Origin of the sequence: Promicromonospora sp. NPDC023805 (genome assembly GCF_040639635.1) — a bacterium.
Lineage (GTDB): Bacteria > Actinomycetota > Actinomycetes > Actinomycetales > Cellulomonadaceae > Promicromonospora.
Genome location: NZ_JBFAAH010000001.1, coordinates 525,029 through 543,687 on the forward strand (window position 1 = coordinate 525,029; position 18,659 = coordinate 543,687).

Annotated in this window: 11 protein-coding genes; 2 read left to right on the forward strand and 9 right to left on the reverse strand. The window is 67.4% G+C overall.

Going from position 1 to position 18,659, the window contains the following annotated elements; translation table 11 throughout:
- Positions 1-218: 218 nt before the first annotated feature.
- The 4 genes from AB0F70_RS02405 to AB0F70_RS02420 all read right to left on the reverse strand — a co-directional run bounded on the left by AB0F70_RS02405 (position 219) and on the right by AB0F70_RS02420 (position 3,836).
- Positions 219-2,270, reverse strand: a complete 2,052-nt coding sequence (locus AB0F70_RS02405; RefSeq protein ID WP_357443134.1) for a hypothetical protein — start codon at positions 2,268-2,270, stop codon at positions 219-221.
- Between the two features lie 89 nt (positions 2,271-2,359).
- Positions 2,360-3,022: an ATP-binding cassette domain-containing protein gene (locus AB0F70_RS02410; RefSeq protein ID WP_357443136.1), complete on the reverse strand. Its 663-nt coding sequence runs from the start codon at positions 3,020-3,022 to the stop codon at positions 2,360-2,362.
- Positions 3,023-3,168: 146 nt separating this feature from the next.
- Positions 3,169-3,447: a hypothetical protein gene (locus AB0F70_RS02415; RefSeq protein ID WP_357443139.1), complete on the reverse strand. Its 279-nt coding sequence runs from the start codon at positions 3,445-3,447 to the stop codon at positions 3,169-3,171.
- 212 nt (positions 3,448-3,659) lie between these two features.
- A complete protein-coding gene (locus AB0F70_RS02420) occupies positions 3,660-3,836 on the reverse strand; it encodes a hypothetical protein (protein ID WP_357443142.1) in 177 nt (58 codons plus the stop codon).
- 14 nt (positions 3,837-3,850) lie between these two features.
- On the opposite strand from AB0F70_RS02420, the gene AB0F70_RS02425 reads away from it, so the two are divergent.
- Positions 3,851-4,039 (forward strand): hypothetical protein, encoded by a 189-nt coding sequence (locus AB0F70_RS02425; protein WP_357443145.1) that lies wholly within the window; start codon positions 3,851-3,853, stop codon positions 4,037-4,039.
- A gap of 31 nt (positions 4,040-4,070) precedes the next feature.
- Here AB0F70_RS02425 and AB0F70_RS02430 read toward each other — a convergent pair whose 3' ends face one another.
- The 3 genes from AB0F70_RS02430 to AB0F70_RS02440 all read right to left on the reverse strand — a co-directional run bounded on the left by AB0F70_RS02430 (position 4,071) and on the right by AB0F70_RS02440 (position 7,060).
- Positions 4,071-4,919: a DUF554 domain-containing protein gene (locus tag AB0F70_RS02430; RefSeq protein ID WP_357443148.1), complete on the reverse strand. Its 849-nt coding sequence runs from the start codon at positions 4,917-4,919 to the stop codon at positions 4,071-4,073.
- Positions 4,920-4,928: 9 nt separating this feature from the next.
- Positions 4,929-6,161 (reverse strand): serine hydrolase domain-containing protein, encoded by a 1,233-nt coding sequence (locus AB0F70_RS02435; RefSeq protein ID WP_357443151.1) that lies wholly within the window; start codon positions 6,159-6,161, stop codon positions 4,929-4,931.
- 119 nt (positions 6,162-6,280) lie between these two features.
- Positions 6,281-7,060, reverse strand: coding sequence for an SDR family oxidoreductase (locus tag AB0F70_RS02440; RefSeq protein ID WP_357443154.1), 780 nt, complete (start codon positions 7,058-7,060; stop codon positions 6,281-6,283).
- 153 nt (positions 7,061-7,213) lie between these two features.
- On the opposite strand from AB0F70_RS02440, the gene metH reads away from it, so the two are divergent.
- On the forward strand, positions 7,214-10,741 hold the full coding sequence (gene metH / locus AB0F70_RS02445) for a methionine synthase (protein WP_357443597.1): 3,528 nt from the start codon (positions 7,214-7,216) through the stop codon (positions 10,739-10,741).
- Positions 10,742-11,163: 422 nt separating this feature from the next.
- Here the strand turns inward: metH and AB0F70_RS02450 are convergent, their stop codons facing one another.
- Entirely contained in the window at positions 11,164-11,760 is a 597-nt protein-coding gene (locus AB0F70_RS02450; RefSeq protein WP_357443157.1) for a hypothetical protein, read from the reverse strand.
- The gene (locus AB0F70_RS02455) at positions 11,757-18,584 is read right to left on the reverse strand and encodes a polymorphic toxin-type HINT domain-containing protein (protein ID WP_357443159.1); all 6,828 of its coding nucleotides are present in this window, start codon (positions 18,582-18,584) and stop codon (positions 11,757-11,759) included. The genes AB0F70_RS02450 and AB0F70_RS02455 overlap by 4 nt, the downstream gene beginning before the upstream one ends.
- Between the last annotated feature and the right edge of the window lie 75 nt (positions 18,585-18,659).

Below are 18,659 nucleotides of genomic sequence, written 5' to 3' on the forward strand. Positions count from 1 at the left end.
CCGCGCCGGGCACGGGATTTTGCGGGCGACCGGCAGGGGCCGGCGCTGCCGCATGCCGGTTCGGCGCCGACGAGCGTGCGCGAGTTCGGTCCCTTGCACCACCCCGAACCCTAGATCGGTCCCTTGCACTGAGATCGGACGTTCAACCGTCCGATCTCAGTGCAAGGGACCGGGCCGGCAAGCGACCACACTCGCCGCGCTCAGCCCCCAAGGCGGGATCACGGGGTGTCGATGCGCTGCTGCCACCACAGGGTCAGGGCGATGACCACAGTAGTGAGGCCTGCCACCAGCAGCGCGACGATCGCGACCACGTCGATGCTGTCGGCGGTGACGAGGTAGCTCACACCGTTCGCGGCGAACACCCTGGCCGCGAGATAGCCCAGCGGCAGGGCGACGAACATGGGCAGCATGGTCGCCAGCCCGTACACCCAGTCGGCTTCTTCGCTTCGCAGTCCAGCGCGCAGCAGGTGTGATCGCTCGCTCACGACGACCAGTACACGGTCGCCGATCTCGCGGATCAGGCCGATCGCCAAGAGGCCAGTGGCGGCGATCATCCCTCCGGCAAGCCAGTCGTAGGTCGCGGTGCCGAAGTCGTCGTGACCCACGAGTTTCCACGCGTTGACCGCCGGCAGGCCGGAGAACAGGGTGATGGCGTCCGCTTCGGTCCACGTTGTCGGAACGCTGAGAAGCATCTCGGAAGTGGGCTGGGCTGGATCACCGTCTCGGTTCCCCTGGGAACCGAACTTCACGAGGTATGGCAGATCGGACACGATCGCGTCGCCGGCCGTGCACGCCACGGCTTGCTCGTCCAGGCCGAAGAACTGCTGTGCCGCATGACAGTCCGGGAGGGTGACTTCGGCCAGGGGCACGGGCCCGTTAAACAGGTCCTCGGGATCGGGGGGCGGCAGCGGCGTGACCGCCAGGGTTTCTGCGCCTGCCTCTGTCGCCCGTTCGGTGACCATCTCGATGTCGCTGTCGCGGGAGTCAACCCAGCTGACGGACCACACTGCTCGGTCCGGACTTGCTAGCACTGGTACCGGAGGATTGGTGGTTAGTGCTGCGATCATCGCTGTGGTGGCTCCGGCCAGGTATACCAGGACGGCGGCCATCACGGCCGGGCGGGCCAGTGTCGACCGGCGGGTCACGACCAGGCGGCTGGCTAGCCATACCGTTGGTCTCCGTACCAGTTTCCCTACCGCGCCCATACCCCCGAGGAGTGCTGGTATGGCCATGGGCAGCGTGATAGTCGCTCCGACACCCGCGCAGATCAGCATGGCAACGCCGACGTCGTAGAACGAGTCGTACCCCAGGATCTGCGGTGCCCAGCCAGCGACGGTCATCAAGCCCACGCACAGTGTGAACGGGAGCACCCACAGGATCGACCTACCGATGCGTGGCTGGCTCCGCTCACGCCTGACCCACAAGGCGGCAAGCATTCCGTTGAGCAGGATCAGCACCACCGCCGCGACGATGACATATACAGGCAGCTCGAACGACTGCGGTAACAGGGTTGCGCCGATTCCGGACAATGACGTTCGGGGAGCCACTGCTACTGCCCAGGCCACGACCCCGAGCACGGCACCCATCGCTGCCAAGGCCAACGTCTCCAGGGCTAGCAAGCTGGCGATGCTGCGGCGGGCGATGCCTAGTCGCCAGAGTATGTCTGCCCGCTCGGTACGAATCTGTGACTCCGCCCGGGCCGCACTTGTCATGAGCAGTAGCGCAGGCAGTATCAGCAGCCAGACGGCTCCGAGAATCGCAGCGCCGGCCGACGGCACATCGAGCGTGGTCTCGACCGGATACTGGGACCCTGGTCCGCCAAATCCGGAGCTGAACGTCGCGCTGTCGCCCAGGGAGCGCCCTTCAGCTACGCGTGCGTAGATGAAGCCTTCAGAGCGGGAGGCCAACCCGGCGTCGCCGATCGCGCCGTCGTGACCGGTGCCTGCGTCACTTGCGTCGAACCCGAAATCCGATGAGGTGTAGCCGAGCGCGATGAGGCCGGGCGAGAGCACAGCCTCCCCGGGCCTAGGCAACGCGGACAGTCCTGGAGGAACCAGGGCTTGATCGTCCTCGAACCCGGGCTCTGGATCGAGCCAGACCACGGGGAACTGGTTCAGGTCAGGCTGGACAGGCCCGGTGACGTCGACCGCCATCTTGCCCTCGGCCGTTGCCTCGGCGACGACGGGGTGCCGCGCGTTGGTGTGCTCGGTGACTTGCACGCCGAGGTGGATGATGCTGATTCCGGTCAGCGCCGCGGATGTGGCAAGCATGGCACCTGCAACGACGCTGATCTGGCGCCACCGCTGACGACGATCCGTGGACAGAGCCAGACGGCGGGCAACTGTCCAGACCGCTCTATTCACTGCGCCATCGCCATCTGCAGCTCAACAACACGGTCGCAGCGATCTGCCACGCGCTGATCGTGGGTGGCGATCACGGCCCCGATACCGCGCTCATGCACCATGCCGGTCATCAGTTCGGCGAGCCGGACCGCGTTCGCGCCGTCGAGACTCGCGGTCGGCTCGTCCGCGACCAGCAAACTCATCGACTCTCGCACTAGAGCGCGTGCTAACGACACCCGCTGCGCCTCACCGCCTGACAGGTTTTCCACGCCGCGCTCGGCCAGGTGCTCGATCCCCACGGACGCCAGCGACCGGCGCGCGTCCGACAGCGCCTTGTCACGGCCGACACCTTCGAACAGCAGCGTGATCGCCACATTCTCCTGGACGCTGATCTCGGTCAGGAGATCCGGCGTCTGGTAAGCCGTACCAATGAGCTCACGCCGCATATCGGCGCGCTTCGCGGCCGAAATACCTGTCATCGCCGACCCGGCCACCTCGATACTGCCAGCGGACGGAACGGCCAGTCCGACCAAGCACTTCAACAGACTGGTCTTGCCCGAACCGCTCGGGCCCATGAGCGCAACGGACTCCCCAGGATCAACCTGGAGCGCGAAATCCCGGAGAAGAACATGATCGGCAAACTTGACGACTACCCCGTCTGCGACCAATGGAATTCGCATGTTCTCCTCATGTTCACTTCGTCGACATTAAAATGTCGCCAGGTGCCGATGGCGGCCCAACCGACTCGCGCTGAATGCGCGGAAGTGGTCAATTCTCTGACGGGCACCCTACTACCATATCGCCTCCTGAACTTGCTGAGAGTTCATCAGGGGAACTCACGCACTGCAGGATGCGCCTCGATCACGGCGTCTCTTATGACGAAAGCATCATGCCCGCTCGTGATGCTTGACCTCTGGTTATCGGCATTCCAACTCTGGTTCTCGAACGCAGCTCCGTCGTCCAGCGTGTCACACGAGTACATGCTCTGGGTGCTCGAGTCGTAGGCGTAGCCACCTTCGGTTGAGCTCGTTAGTGCCTGAGCTACCGTCGTCGTTGCTGAGACGCTGAAGACAGCGACGATAAGCAAGCCGAGGAATTTCCTCATGAGACCTCCCTTTCCGAGTCACATGAAATCCACAGCCAGGCATGTCGGGAATCAACCGATTTTGCGATCTTTCAAGAATGCTCGAAGATCCGCTCCCAGGAATTTTTCACCCGGCTTCTTTCTGGTTTTCCTTGACTGCGTCGAGACGGAAACGGGAGCGGTCGCGATGACCAAACTCAGGTAAGGCACTCAGTGGGAACCGGCACCACATGTCAGGTGTTGGGGGGCAGGTCGACGACGTTGCCGCGGCGTCCGACGAGGTCGGGTCCGTGCCCGGCGGCGTTCGCCGCCAGCGTCGAGGTGACGTCCGCCGTCCTGGACACCGGCGCCACCGCCGTCGTGCAGTACGCGACCTCCATCGGCCTGGGACTGCTGCTCGCGCTGGGCACGCGCGGCGCCGGACGTGCCGCGCGACCTGGTCGTGAGCACCGAGCCGACGATCATCAAGGCCCTCGGGCTAGAGCACACGCCGGCGATCGACGTCGACGTCGACAAGCTGGGCCGCACCGCGATAGACCTGCTGGCCCGGCTCCTGGACCGGGAGGACGAGCCGGGCCGCCACGAGCGGCTGGCGGTGCCGGTACGGGGCTGATCGCCGGTCGCCCTCTCTGGCCGCGTCGCGGTCAGCGCAGCACGATCACCAGCTGGGTCAGCAACGGTGCCACGATCAAGGCCGGCAGCAGGTCGCCCACCGGGATCTGCTTGATGTGCAGCAGCCGCAGGCCGATGCCCACCAGCATGAGGCCGCCCGTCGCCGTCAGGGCGGCGATGTGGGCGTCGGGCAGCACCGACCCGAGCAGCACACCGGCCAGCGTCACCAGCCCCTGGACGACGCCTACCGACACCGCGGACAGCAGCACGCCGATACCGAACGAGGACGCGAACGCGAGCGCCGCGAAGCCGTCGAGGACAGACTTCAGCAGGAGCTGGTCGATGCCGCGGCCGAGGCCGTCGGACAGCGATCCGAGGATGGCGAGCGGCCCGACGCAGAACAGCAGCGACGCGGTGAGCCAGCCCTCGATGAACCGCTCGCGCGCCGTGTGGTCGTCGTCGTTCCCGGTGTCAGCGTCGTTCCCGGTGTCAGCGTCGTTCCCGGTGTCCGCGTCGGGCGCCGGACGTCGGGAGCCGCGCGTGCTTCGGGAGCGCCGGGCCAGCCAGCCCTGGATGATGCCCGCCAGCGCTTCGAGGCGGGTCTCGATCCGCAGCAGCGAGCCCGCGATGCCGCCGATCAGCAGCGAGCCGAGCACGATCAGCACGGGGGCGCCGCTGCCCGTGGCCGCGACGAAGGCGGAGTCGGTGACCGCCATCGCCGACAGCGCGGCGACGAGCAGGGTCACGAGGCCGAGGATGTCGGTCACCACCGCATGGGTGCGCTGGGGCAGCCGGTGCCCCACGGCCATGCCCAGCAGCGACCCGACGACAATCGCCCCGACATTGATCAGCGTGCCCAGGCCGGGGAGGTCGACGTCCACCGCGCGAGCCTAACCGTCGGCTGGTGTGTCCCCCGTCTTCGCCAGCCGCTCGAAGAGCGCGGAGGTGAAGCCGCCGCCGTCCTCGCCCAGGTCCCAGCCGTCCCCCGCGGACCGGTTCACCACCCAGAACACGAACATGTCGCCCGCCGGGTCGCGGGCGATCTCCCCGTAGGACCAGCCGTTGCCCCCGTTGTGCCACAGGATGCTCGGGTCCTCCGGGTCGTCGACCACCCAGCCGTAGGCGTAGTACGTCTCGTCGGGCTCCTCACGCACCCGCGGCTCGAACAGCTCGCGCTTGGCGTCCTCGTCGAGGACGACGTCGCCGAGCAGCGCGACGTGCCAGCGGAACATGTCCCGGGGTGTCGAGAGCAGGCCGCCGTTGCCGCGGAGGTTCCAGTACGGACCGTCGTCGGCCCACGGCTGGTCGAGCGGTGTGCCGTGGGATCTCCCTTCGGCGTCGTACTGCGCGGCCACCTGTTCCTTCGACCAGTCCGGCAGTCGATAGCCCGTGGCCCTCATGCCGGCCGGCACGAACAGGTGCTCGGCGAGGTAGGCCTCGTAGTCCTGGCCGGACGCCTCCTCGACGACGGCGGTCAGCAGGCTGTAGCCGACGTTCGAGTACAGGTACGTCGTCCCGGGCTTGGACAGCAGCTCGGAGCCCAGCGCCTCGCGCAGGAAGGCGTCGCGGGTCAGCGGCTCGTCGTCGGACCCGAGCGAGTCCAGGAAACCCGAGGAGTGGGTCAGCAGCTGCTCGATGGTGACTGACCGCTTGTCCGCCGGGACGTCAGGGAGGTGGTCCGCGAGCGGGTCGGAGAACTCGAGCAGGCCGTCCATGTCCAGCCGCACGATCGCCGCGGCGGTGAACTGCTTGGTCATCGACCCGATGTCGAAGACGGTGTCGCAGCCCGGGGCGTCCCCGGAGCCCGGGTCGGGGTCGGGGGCGCCCCAGCCCTGGCACAGGTCCATCGTCGTACCCCGCCCCGCGACGAGCGCGCCGCTGGAGCCGGACGGGAGGGCGTCGCCCAGGATCGACTCCGTCGACTCCACCGGCTCGGTCGGCCCGGTTGACTCCGTCGGCTCTGCCGATCCGGTCGACTCGGCGTCGCCGGGGCTGCCGGGGCTGCCGGGGCTGCCGGGGCCACCGCACCCGGCGGCAACCGCGAGCGTAAGCACCACCAGGCCGCGTGCGAGCCGCCGTCCGTGTGCTGCAGGTCTTGCCTGGTCGCCGCGCGTCGTCGTCACGACCGCCATTGTTCTGGGCGGGGGCACTCGGCGCACTGAAAGCCGTGCCGCCCACGGGCGCCTGCGGCCATCCGCGGCCTGCGCATGAGGAGGGCCGGGGAGAACGTACACGCTGGGGGTCAGTGGACCGAGAAGCCGCCGTCGACGAACAGCGAGTGGCCCGTGACGTAGCCCGACGCACCGCTCGCGAGGAAGACGGCAGCGCCGGCGAGGTCCTCGGGCACGCCGTTGCGGCCCACAGTGGTGCGGGCGGCGAGCGCCCCGACCCGTTCGGCGTCGTCCTGCAAGCGCTGGTTCAGAGGCGTGAGCACAAACCCGGGCACGAGCGTGTTGGCGGTGACGCCGCGCGACGACCACGCCTCGGACTGGGAGCGGGCGAGGGATTCGAGGCCGCCCTTGGAGACGCCGTAGGCGCCGCTGTCGACGAACGAGCGGTGCGCCTGCTGCGAGGAGATGTGGATGAGCCGGCCGAAGCCGCGCTCCGCCATACCGGGCGCGAACCGCTGGCCAAGCAGGAACGGCGCTTCGAGGTTGACGGTCATGGTGACGTCCCAGGTCGCCTGGTCAACCTCGCCCAGGTGCGGGCGCAGGTTGATGCCCGCGCTGTTGACGATGATGTCGGGCTCCCCAGCGGCAGCGGCGATGCCGTCGGCGGCGGCGTGGATGCCGTCGCGCGTGGAGAGGTCGGCGATGACGGTCTCCACGGCGCAGCCGCGCTCCCGCAGGTCGGCGGCGACGTCGTCGAGCCGCTCGGCGCCGCGGGCCACGAGTACGGTGCGTGCCCCGGCCTGCGCCAGGGCCTCGGCGATGGCCCGCCCGATGCCGGAGCTGCCGCCAGTCACGACGGCGGTGCGGCCCTCCAGGGAGAACAGGGAGGCGAGGTAGTCGTGCGTCGTCATGGCCGGGACGATACCCGCGCCATACCGCCAGCCGGGCACGCTGGGCACCGCCGTCGGGCCAAGGCTTACGCTGCCGAGGTGACCGCTCTCCCCGCCGCTGTGCCCGCCGAACTGCCTGCTCTCACCGAGCGTTCCGCCGCGCTGCTGGACGCCATGCGCACGCGCGTGGTCGTGGCCGACGGCGCCATGGGCACGATGATCCAGGCGGCGAACCCGACGCTGGAGGACTACGAGGGCCTGGAGGGCTGCAACGAGATCCTGACGGTCTCGCGGCCGGACATCATCGCGGGCGTGCACGACGCGTTCCTCGAGGTCGGCGTGGACGCCATCGAGTCGAACACGTTCGGCGCCAACTGGTCGAACCTCTCCGACTACGGCATCGACGACCGGATCCGCGAGCTGGCCCGCAAGGGCGCGGCGATCGCCCGCGAGCGAGCCGACGCGCACGCGACGCCGGACAAGCCGCGCTGGGTGCTGGGCTCGATGGGTCCGGGCACCAAGCTGCCGTCGCTGGGGCACACCACGTACGCGCACCTGCGCGACACGTTCGCCGAGCAGGCGGCGGGCCTCATCGAGGGCGGCGCGGACGCGCTGATGATCGAGACCAGCCAGGACCTGCTGCAGGCCAAGGCCGCGGTGACGGGTTGCCGGCAGGCGATGGCCGACGTCGGGCAGCGGGTCGCGATCATCGTGTCGGTGACCGTGGAGACCACCGGGACCATGCTCATGGGCTCGGAGATCGGCGCGGCGCTCGTGGCGCTGCAGGCGCTGGGCATCGACTCGATAGGCATGAACTGCGCTACCGGCCCGGAGCAGATGAGCGAGCACCTGCGGCACCTGTCGCAGCACGCGGAGATCCCGGTGGCCTGCATGCCCAACGCGGGCCTGCCGGTGCTGGGGCCGAACGGCGCCTCCTACCCGCTCACTCCGGAGGAGCTGGCCGCCGCGCACACGCAGTTCGCGCGCGAGTTCGGCCTGGGCCTGGTGGGCGGCTGCTGCGGTACGACGCCGGAGCACATGCGGCTCGTGGTCGAGGCCGTGGGCGGGCGTCCCGTGGCGGAGCGCGCGCCGGTGCGCGAGAACGCCGTCGCCTCGTTGTACTCCGCGACGGACCTGCGCCAGGAGACGAGCTTCCTCGCGATCGGCGAGCGCACCAACGCCAACGGCTCCAAGGCGTTCCGCGAGGCGATGCTGGAGAGCCGGTGGGACGACGTCGTCGACATCGCCCGCGCGCAGACGCGCGACGGTGCACACCTGCTGGACGTGTGCGTGGACTACGTGGGGCGCGACGGCGTGGAGGACGTGCGCGCGGTGGTCTCGCGCCTGGCGTCGGCCTCGACACTGCCGCTGGTCATCGACTCCACAGAGCCCGCGGTGATCCGTGCGGGCCTGGAGCTGCTGGGCGGGCGCGGCGTCGTGAACTCGGTGAACTTCGAGGACGGCGAGGGCCCGACGTCGCGGTTCGGCCGGATCATGCCGGCGGTCATGGAGCACGGCGCCGCCGTCGTCGCGCTGACGATCGACGAGGAGGGCCAGGCCCGTACCGCCGACCACAAGGTCGCCATCGCCTCGCGGCTGATCGACACCCTCGTGGGCGAGTGGGGCATGCGCGTGGACGACATCATCGTCGACGCCCTGACCTTCCCCATCGCCACGGGCCAGGAGGAGACCCGGCGCGACGGGATCGAGACCATCGAGGCGATCCGCCAGATCACGCAGAAGTACCCCGGCGTGCACACCACGCTCGGCGTCTCGAACGTGTCCTTCGGCCTCAACCCGGCGGCGCGCGCGGTGCTGAACTCGGTGTTCCTGAACGAGGCGACGGCGGCCGGGCTGGACTCGGCGATCGTGCACGCGGCGAAGATCCTACCGCTGTCCTCGATTCCCGACGAGCAGCGGCAGACGGCGCTGGACCTGGTGTGGGACAAGCGGGTCTGGGACGCCGAGGGCAACCTGACGTACGACCCCCTCTCCAAGCTGCTCGACCTGTTCGAGGGTGTCGACGCGGGAGCGATCCGGGATGCGCGCGCGGCGGAGCTGGCGGGGCTGCCCGTGGGTGAGCGCCTGGCGCGGCGCATCATCGACGGCGCCCGCAAGGGCCTGGAACCCGACCTCGAAGAGGCGCTCGGCGCGGGCATGAAGGCGCTCGACATCGTCAACGACCACCTGCTGGAAGGCATGAAGGTCGTGGGCGAGCTGTTCGGCAAGGGCGAGATGCAGCTGCCGTTCGTGCTGCAGTCGGCGGAGGTGATGAAGGCCGCCGTCGCGCTGCTGGAGCCGCACATGGAGAAGGTCGAGGGCGACCAGACCAAGGGCACGATCGTGCTGGCGACGGTGCGCGGCGACGTGCACGACATCGGCAAGAACCTCGTGGACATCATCCTGACCAACAACGGCTACAAGGTGGTGAACATCGGCATCAAGCAGCCGGTGAGCGCCATGATCGACGCCGCGATCGAGCACGACGCCGACGTCATCGGCATGTCGGGGCTGCTCGTGAAGTCGACGGTGGTGATGAAGGAGAACCTGGAGGAGCTGGCCTCCCGGGGGTACGACAAGCGGTGGCCGGTGCTGCTGGGCGGGGCCGCGCTGACGCGGACCTATGTCGAGGACGACCTGGCCGGTCAGTTCCCTGGCGTGGTGCGGTATGCGAAGGACGCTTTCGAGGGGCTGCGGCTCATGGAGCCCTTGGTGCGCGTTGCGCGCGGGGCCGCGCCCGACGACGTCGGGCTGCCGGCGCTGAAGAAGCGGCGGCACGCGGTGGTGACGGTGACGCAGACGGCTGTCGAGGACCTGCCTTCTCGGTCTGACGTCGCGGCCGACAACCCTGTGCACGACCCGCCGTTCTGGGGCACGCGGATCGTAAAGGGCGTGCAGCTCTCCGAGTACGCGGCGTTCCTGGACGAGCGAGCGACGTTCATGGGCCAGTGGGGACTCAAGCCGGGGCGCTCTTCGGATGGCGCGTCCTACGAGGAACTGGTCGAGACCGAGGGGCGGCCGCGGCTCGCGGAGTGGATGGACCGGATCCTGACGGACCAGATCATGGACCCGACTGTCGTCTACGGGTATTTCCCCGTGTGGTCGGAGGGGAACGACGTCGTGGTGGCGCACCACGGGGAGCTCTCCGGGATCGGGGCGCCTGACGGCGGGTCCGGTGGTTCCGTTGGGTCTGAGCGGCTGCGGTTCCACTTCCCGCGGCAGCGGCGGGACCGGCACCTGTGTCTTGCTGACTTCGTTCGGCCGCGGGAGTGGGTTGAGGAGACCGGGCGGTTCGATGTGCTGCCGGTGCAGCTGGTGACCGTTGGGGACTCTGTTTCTGCGCACACCGGTCGGCTCTTCGAAGCCAACAAGTATCGCGAGTACATGGAGCTGCACGGGCTTTCTGTGCAGCTGACCGAGGCGCTTGCCGAGTTCTGGCATGCGCGGGTGCGGGCTGAGCTCGGGTTCGCTGCCGAGGAGCCTGCCGGCGTGGAGGGGATGTTCAAGCTGGAGTACCGCGGGGCGCGGTTCTCGCTGGGGTATCCCGCGTGTCCGGAGATGGAGGACCGGCACAAGGTCGTGGAGCTGCTGCGGCCGGAGCGGGTCGGGGTGACGCTCTCCGAGGAGCTGCAGCTGCATCCGGAGCAGTCGACGGATGCGTTTGTGTTCCACCACCCGGAGGCTAAGTATTTCTCTGTGTGACCACGGCCGACCGTTCCGGACGACATACAGATCCAACACGCCGCCGTCGGTGGGCTCATCCAGGCGCACTGCTGGGGACAGCACGATCGATACCCCTCGTCGCACCGACAATCGCCACAGCACCAGCGACCTACCGCAGAACTATGTCCGCTCGGCGAGCCTCTCCGACGACCGCGAAGACCTCGGCTGCCTGATCAAACGTTCCCGCGCCAACGCGGGCCGCGTGCTGCGCTAGATGGACGCCGACGAGTGCGCCTCGCCTAAGTACGCGACGGCAGCGGGACGCACGTGGAGCTGTGCCGCCGCGTGAGGGGGCGGCGTGAGGGGGCGGCGTGAGACGACGGCGGCCGAGCACTTCATCGTGCCCTCGACATACGACTCGCTTCGATGCCGGATGCCCCCGAGCTGCGCGGATTCCAACGTCAACTCGCACCGCCCGCGCCCACCCACTCATCCCAGGCTCGAATTTCGCTGAGCATGGCCGACGCGAGCCCGCTCGTGGAAAGCTCCTCGAGCCCACGTCGGATCAACGTCATCGTCGAGGCGTCACCCCAGATCATGAACCACTCGGTCGGATCAATAAGTCGTGGACGGAGGTTAGACAGCTCCACATCAGCGACTGACGCCAAGCAGTGGGCCGCAGCCAGGCTGTCATCCCCAGGAACCGTCACCGACCAGTACCGCAAGCCAATCCGAAACTCTGGTTGATCTAGTTTCGGGGCCTCGACCGCCACTTTGTCGATCCATGCCTCAATGTCCGCAACAAGGCTTTCACTGTGGCGGTCTCCGGCACGCCTCAGACCTTCGGCCACGCAGGCCACCGCACGGCGATGCAGAAAGGTGTGGCAGGACGAGCGAGGATCACTGACGCGAGGCATCCGTCCGCCCGTGACCTCGGGAAATCGCCGGTCAATTTCGTGAGCCAGCCGCTCGGCCGCTTCGCGATCGAGTCCTGGCACATCAACCGTCCAGCCGAAGGCCGACCGCAAGTACGGGTCATCATCCCACGACAAGGTCATTCACCGACAATCGTCAGTAGCGCATCGGTCGTAGCGGTCCGGGTATCTTTGCGGGCAAGCTTCGCGACGGATTTAGCGATTTTCCATGTCCCTCCGCTATGAGCTTCCGTGTCTTGCGAAATGAACCACCTTCCCTTCGGATCTTCGAACACGAGTTGGCCGTGAGACGACTCATTTCGCGCGCGAGTGTAACCGAGGTGTTCCGCAAGATCGGTCGCCTGGGAGTTCGTCAGTTTCGTCAGATCCTTCTGACTACCATTTGGCTTGCCCTGGGTCGGAAGCGCACAGCCCTCAGTTGGGCCGTAGTTCTTGTTGTGAGCGAGAACCGCCTCGGCATGTTGGTCTGCGGCTACATAGTAAGTGTGATCTGCAGAGACGGTGAGATTGTGGACCACGGCCTGCCCCTGGCGGACGTCGATCGCGACGACCTTTGCCCAGGGGCTCTCTACCGTCTGGAGCCAGTCTCCTGCGGTTAGGTCGATCGCGTCGATCCATACCTGGTCGTCAGGCGCCCAGAAGGGATGCTCGCTCGTCGCAACAATCCGCTGAGTGTCACCGTTGGCGTCGGTCACTGTGATCGTGACGAGCGCCTTGTCGCCCTCTCCTCGGATCAAAGCGGTGACGGCGCGACCTTCTGCCACCTTGCCGGTCTCCTCATCCGCAGCAAGGACTTCGTCGCCGAGCTCGATCTCCTCGATCTGTTTCCTCGTCCCGTCTGCAAGCAGAACGAGCGTGCCCGCCACGAAGGAATTGCCGCTGCATGCAGCACCGGCTTGAATCAGGATTTTCCGGGCGGCCTTTTGTTGCTTGTAGAAACTGATGGCGCCTTCGATGATCTTGTAGAGCGACTTGATCGCCTTCGCGCCCTTGCCGATCGGCAGGATGCCGATGGCGAGCATCGCGCAGGACCCGATGTCCTTGCCGAGGCAGCCCACGAGGTCGTTCCAGCCGACGAACTCCTTCAGGGCATCGAAACCGAGCTCGAGGGCGACGTCCGTGACGGACTTGTTCATCACCGCGCGGGCCTTCGCGAGCTCCTCCTCGGTGGGACCGCTGGTCGCCGGGCCACCAGTGCCAGCTCGGCTTGTGCCAGGGCCGGGGGAACGCAGCGCGGCGGCCGACGCCTGCGCCGCGGCCTGGGCCGTGGACTGCCCCTGGGTGAAGACGGTCTCGGTCGTCGCGCCACCTGTATCGATCGCCTTGACCTGCTGCCACCCGTCACCGAAGTCGCAGAACGCGCCCTCCAGCATGACCCCACCACCCGGGCACAGCCCGGAAGGGTCCGAGAGAGTGATCGGGTTGTTGTTCGCGTAGCTGTAGCCGTGGATCTGCTGCGGATCAGACAGGTCCATGATCGGGTCCAGACTGATGAACCTGCCCAGCCCCGGGTCGTACTCCCTTGCTCCCAACGAGACCAGCCCCGTGGAGGCACGGTCGTCATATCCACCGACGAACCCACGCGAGCTGCCCCACGCCTCCGGACCTGGTGAGGCGCTACCGCGCTCCAACCCGAACGGTGTCGTTCGACGCTGCGTGACCGCCAGGGTAGCCGCCGTGATGGCGAGCTGCCCCGTGCCGTGATGGTCGGCGAGCATGAACGTGACCGCGCCGGTATCGTCCACTACCGCGGTGTGCCCGCCACCGATATCGAGGTACCGCGTCGCCTTGGCCACGGTCGGAGCCGCGCTGGTCACCGTGATCTCGGTGTGGCCAAGGTAGAGCGTTGACTCTGTGGACCCGTCCGCGTTCGTGTTCTTCGACAGCAGCCGGTTGCCGTCGGCGTCGTACGTGTACTGCGCCCCACTGTTGTCGGCGTTGTCCACCGCGGCCACCCGGGATTCCGGGGTCCAGGTCAGTGTCTGCGTGTCACCGTCGATCTGCCGGGAGGTAGTGCGCCCTGCGGCGTCGTAGGTGTATTGCTCGACCGAGTCGACCCGCGGCAGGCTGCCCGCTGCAGGCTGGGTCTGGTTGACGCTGGTGACGGTGTGCGGCTGGGCAGGGTCGTAGTTGTAGGTACGGGATGTCTGGCGTTGCCCTGGCGCCGAGTGCAACGCCTCGGTCTTGCGGGATCCGACAGCGTCGTAGGTGTACTCGTGCCAGTACTGCGCAGGCCCACCGATCAGGCTCGCATCAGCGGCAGCCTTCCCCGTGGCGGCACAGTCGACGCCGGCGGTCTTCTGTGTCCAGGCTTCCGTGATCCGTGCCAGGTAGTCCAGCTCGAAGCACTGCACGTCCGTACCGGTCCGGCTGACATCCGCCAGCGACGTGATGTTGCCGGCGTCGTCGTAGGAGTAGGTCTCCGAGCGATCCACACCAGGGTGTCCGAACCGGTCGACCCGGTAGTTCGACAGTCGCTGGGTACCGTACTCGTAGGTGTTGGTCGCCTGGACCTCGGCCCCGGCGTTGGCGGACATCGTGTGCTGCAGCGGCTTACCGACCCAGTCGTAGTCGGTGCTCGCTGTCAGCCCCCACTGGCCCTGGACCCCGGTGACCCAGCCAGTCGCCTTGTCCTGGACGAACGACACCGATTCGGCAGGGCGGGCTCCCGCGGCAGGGAGTCCCATGGACTCCACGTTCCCGGCGGCCGTGTAGGTGGTGTTGGTGATGTAGCTACCAGCCAGCTTTCCCTCGCTCGGCGGGATCTGGACGACGGTGCGAGTGGGCCGGTACAGCCGGTCGTAGCTGACGGTCCGGGTGACGTACTGCTCCCCGTTCTCGTGCCGGATGGACTGGGCGAGCTGGCCCTTGGCACCGGTGACGGTGTCGTAGATCCACGAGGACCGCAGCGTTCCCGTGGCAGTGTTCTGACGCAGCTCGATCTGGCGACCAAGCCCGTCGTACACGTTGACGAGCTTCTCCGACGCCGCGTTGGTCGTCGAGACCACCCGACCGAAGTCGTCGTACTGGGTGGTCGTCGCCCCTGCGTCGGGATCGACCGTGCGGATCTGGCGTCCACGCTGGTCGTAGGTGTACTGCCAGACGTTGTTGGCGGGGTCGGTCACCGTCGCGAGCTGGTCGCGGCCGGTGTAGGTGTACTTCGTGGTGTCGAACCCGGTGGTCGCCCCCGGGGTCGCGGTCGTCACGTCGTGGTGCTGCCGCAGCTGGGCCACCTGCCCTCGGGCATCGGTGAGCGTGGTCGTGGCCGTGCCCCCGGTCGGAGGTATCACCGTGGTGCGATCGCCGCGGTAGATGCTGCGCGTCGTAGCCAGCACCTCACCACCGTCGCTGTCGGTCGACATGACCCGGGTCTGAGTATTACGCCCCAGTCCGTCATAAGAGTTTCGGGTCTGGGTCTCGACGACCGACTTCGCGTACGCGTCGAACAGGCGCCCACCGGTGGCACTGGTCGTGTAGTAGTCGGCGTACGTGAGCTTGACCAGCCCCCGGGCGTCGTACTTCGTGTCGCTCAGGATCTTCCCGCCGTCAAGGCCGGGGTCCTGGGTCTGACGAGGTCGCAGCAGCCCGTCGTACAGAGCCCACGAGGTGCGCGGGTCTCCGTCGTCGTCCAGCGTCGTCGTCCCCACCGCGACCGGCCGGGAGGCCTGGACCTGGTAGGTGAACGCCACCGACGGAGACAGGTTCGACGTGCGATCCGCCAGCCACACCTTGCTCGTACGCCCCAGGGCGTCGTACTCCACGACGGTCGACTTGGAGTTTGTGTCCGTCACCAGTGTCGGCGCACCGCGTACCGGGTCGAGCTGCGTGGTCGTGCTCATGGCCGTAGCTGCATTGCTCGGATCCGCTGGCGGAGTGGTCTCGGTCATCTGCGTCGCGAAACCGGTCGCAGGCGTGTACTCAGTGGTCGAGATATGCCCGTCGGTGCGAGCGGTACGAGTGATCGCCCCGTCACCGTTCGAGGTCACGCTCAGGCCCGCGGAGACGTCGGTGACCGAGGTAGCACGCCCATAGCTGTCGTAGGCAGCAGACGCTTCGACATAGTTCCGCGTCGTGCCCTCGACCTTGGCAAGGTCCGCAGTGCGAGTGACGCGTCCACGCACGGGATCGACCTTGTAGTCCTGACCGTCATAGGCGTATCGCGTGTCGTTGATGATCTGCGCCGCGGTAGGCGTCGCACCGCATCCCGCAGCCCAGGTCTGCTTGCGTTCGTGCAGACCGAGGATGTTCTTGGTCGTGTTGGTCGCGTAGGTGACCGTCGAGCACCTGTCGTCACTGGTGATACTGGTGTCGCCCTGGTCGGCAACCTGCGTGACACGGCCAGCTACCTGGTCGTACGACGTCTGGGTCGACGTGGTTCGCCACGGAGCTCCACCGGTATCCAAGCTGGTGAAGCCCTGAGTCTGCGCGGTACGTGAGAACCCGGACCGGATCGTGCCCCAGTCCCGCGTGCTGATCCCGGTCTGGTGCCACCACGGCCGGTTGACAGACTTGGAGACCACGGCTCCACCCGGTCCGGTGAAGGACGCGGTCTTGTACGAGAAGCCTGCCCAATAGGGCTGGTCGGTGATCGCGCTGCCCTCACCCGACTCCAGGGGGATCGTCACCGCCTTGCTGCCACCGTCAGGAGTCGCGCGGTCACCGTTCATCCCTCGCAGGAACCATTGATCGGTCTGGGACAGCCGCTGTTCCACGCTGCCGGTCTTGACCCTGACATGGCCGTAACCGCGCCAGTCAGACCATGTCTTCTCCTCGACCGGGATCAGGCCGGTGGACTCGTCCCAGTGCCATGCGCCCCCGCCGAGATATTCGTAGGTGGTCAGCATGTCTTCGCCACCTCCGGTCCGGTCGGTGGTGGTGACACCGGTCACGACGTACTTGTTGAACCAGTCCGTGATAGCCGGCCGCACCTCACCCTGCGAACGAATCTGCGGGAAGCACCGTGAAGAGTTGTCGTGCGGTACGGGAAGGTTCCCTTCGTCGCAGGTCGGGGCGGAGTAGCCCACGTCGACCTGTCCGCCGACCTCGTCCTGAACCGTCGACAGACGTGACTTGATGAACGGGTCCTGGGAGTCGCCGGTGCGGTCGAGCCGGTTCACGAGCTGCTTGTATCCCAGCCTGACCGGGTCCATCAATGTCGTCACAGCCCCGGTAGGGCCGGTGTGACCGGTCCGGCGTATCGAGGACAGGAGCAGCTGGTAGTCCGTGTCCGCGGTTCCCCATTCATGGGTGAGTGCCCAGGAGTCCACGTCCTTCCACCCCGAGACATAGACCTGTGCCTTGACCTCGGTCATCCGGTTGCGCGTCCAGAAGGACGGGGACGTGCGGCCGTTGTCGCACGTACCACCAGAGGAACAGTTCAGGTCCCACGGCACGTCGTGCCACCCGTTCGGCTCGGTGGCGATGTTCGTGCACTGGCCGGACCCGTCGTTCAGGCAGCGCTCCGCGTAACCAAAGCTCACCCGTCCCAACGGCTGCACCGCGTCGGCGCCCACCAGGTCGGTGCCCCGGATGCCGTAATCGATCCGCGCGAGAGTCCCGCCACGGGTATATGCGGTGCTTGCCGCCGGGTCACCGAGCTTGCCGTAGTGGTTCGTCTCCTTGGCGTAGTGGTAGGTGATCTTGTTCCCGGCCGCGTCCACCGCGTAGTCCAGGTTCCATCGCCATACCTGGGTGCAGATCTTCCCCGTGGCGGTGTTGCACGGCTCGCCGGAGTTGTCACCCACGACCGGCACGGTCCAGGCGGAGTTCGTCACCGCGTCGCCGGAGGCCCAACCCGGCAGCCGGTGATATCCGAAGAAGTACTCGGTCCCGTTCGGAGTGGTGACCTTCCAGTACTCGTTGTCGTTGTCACCGTTGCCGCGTGCGGAATCGGTCAGTCGCTCGATCTTCGTGCCGTCGTCGGCCTGCAGCTTCCAGGTGTTCGCCGTCCCCGTCGGGACCAGCTCACCAGCGGCACCGTTGAAGCTGATGAACGCGTTGTCGTAGTCCCAGCACAGGTCGCCGATGGCGTTTCCGTCAGCGTTCTTGACGTCGTCCAGAGCGCACGACTTGTACTTGCGCTCGATGAACCCCGGCCACAGGTCGAATCCGTCCCCGACCAACGAGGACTGGTTGTTCGTGCTGGAGGTGCGCCCGTCCACCCCTCCGGAGGAGTAGGACAGCCCGAGCGTGGGGACAAAGGAACCCGGCACGTCGGGGACGGTGATCGGATAGTTCCACGAGAACGAACCGGACCGCAGATCTGTCGACCAGGTGTTGGACGGCGACAGTGGTGTCGCCCCGAACGTGCCCGAGCCTCCGGATACGCTCGCAGCCACGGCCAGCACCACCGGCGAGCCGTCTGCGGGAACCTTGATGCCCTTGGCCGTCAACACGTCGTCACCGGTGCGGTTGGTCGCCCCGACGGTCCGCCCGGCGGCGCACTCGGCCTTGTCCGGCGTGTCCGCAGCGCATCCAGGGAGCTGGACAAGGGTGAGGCGGTCGTCCCACGACCCACCGTGCAGACCCGCGAACGCGGAGTAGTCGACTGCGACGTCCACGCCCTGGGCGCGGTTCCTGATCTTGGATGTCTCGGCCCGGGAATCGGCAGCTGCGGCCCGCTCTGGTGACTTCGAGCCATCAGCCTGGTCTGCCTGCGGGACGGACAACGCGACGATCACCCGGTCACCGCCCTCACGGGGGCGGTCGGGCTCGGACGTGATCACATCGACGTCTACCCGGCCGGCCGGGCTGTCGTCGGTCTGGTCTGTCACGGACAGTGGCAGTCCTCCAACGACCGTCATGTCCGTGCTCGATGACTTGCGCCCCGCCGACTGCGTCTCGACCGCACCATGGCCACCGACCGGCAGCTCGGCCCGCCGTTCGTGTGGCGCTGCCGCGTCGGGCAGAGCCTTCGTCGACGGCTTGACGAAATCGGTACCGGCCACGTCGATACCACGTGATCCCGGCCCCACGCTGTCGTTCGCCGGCTCAGCCGCTACCTGCGGGACGGCGACGAACAA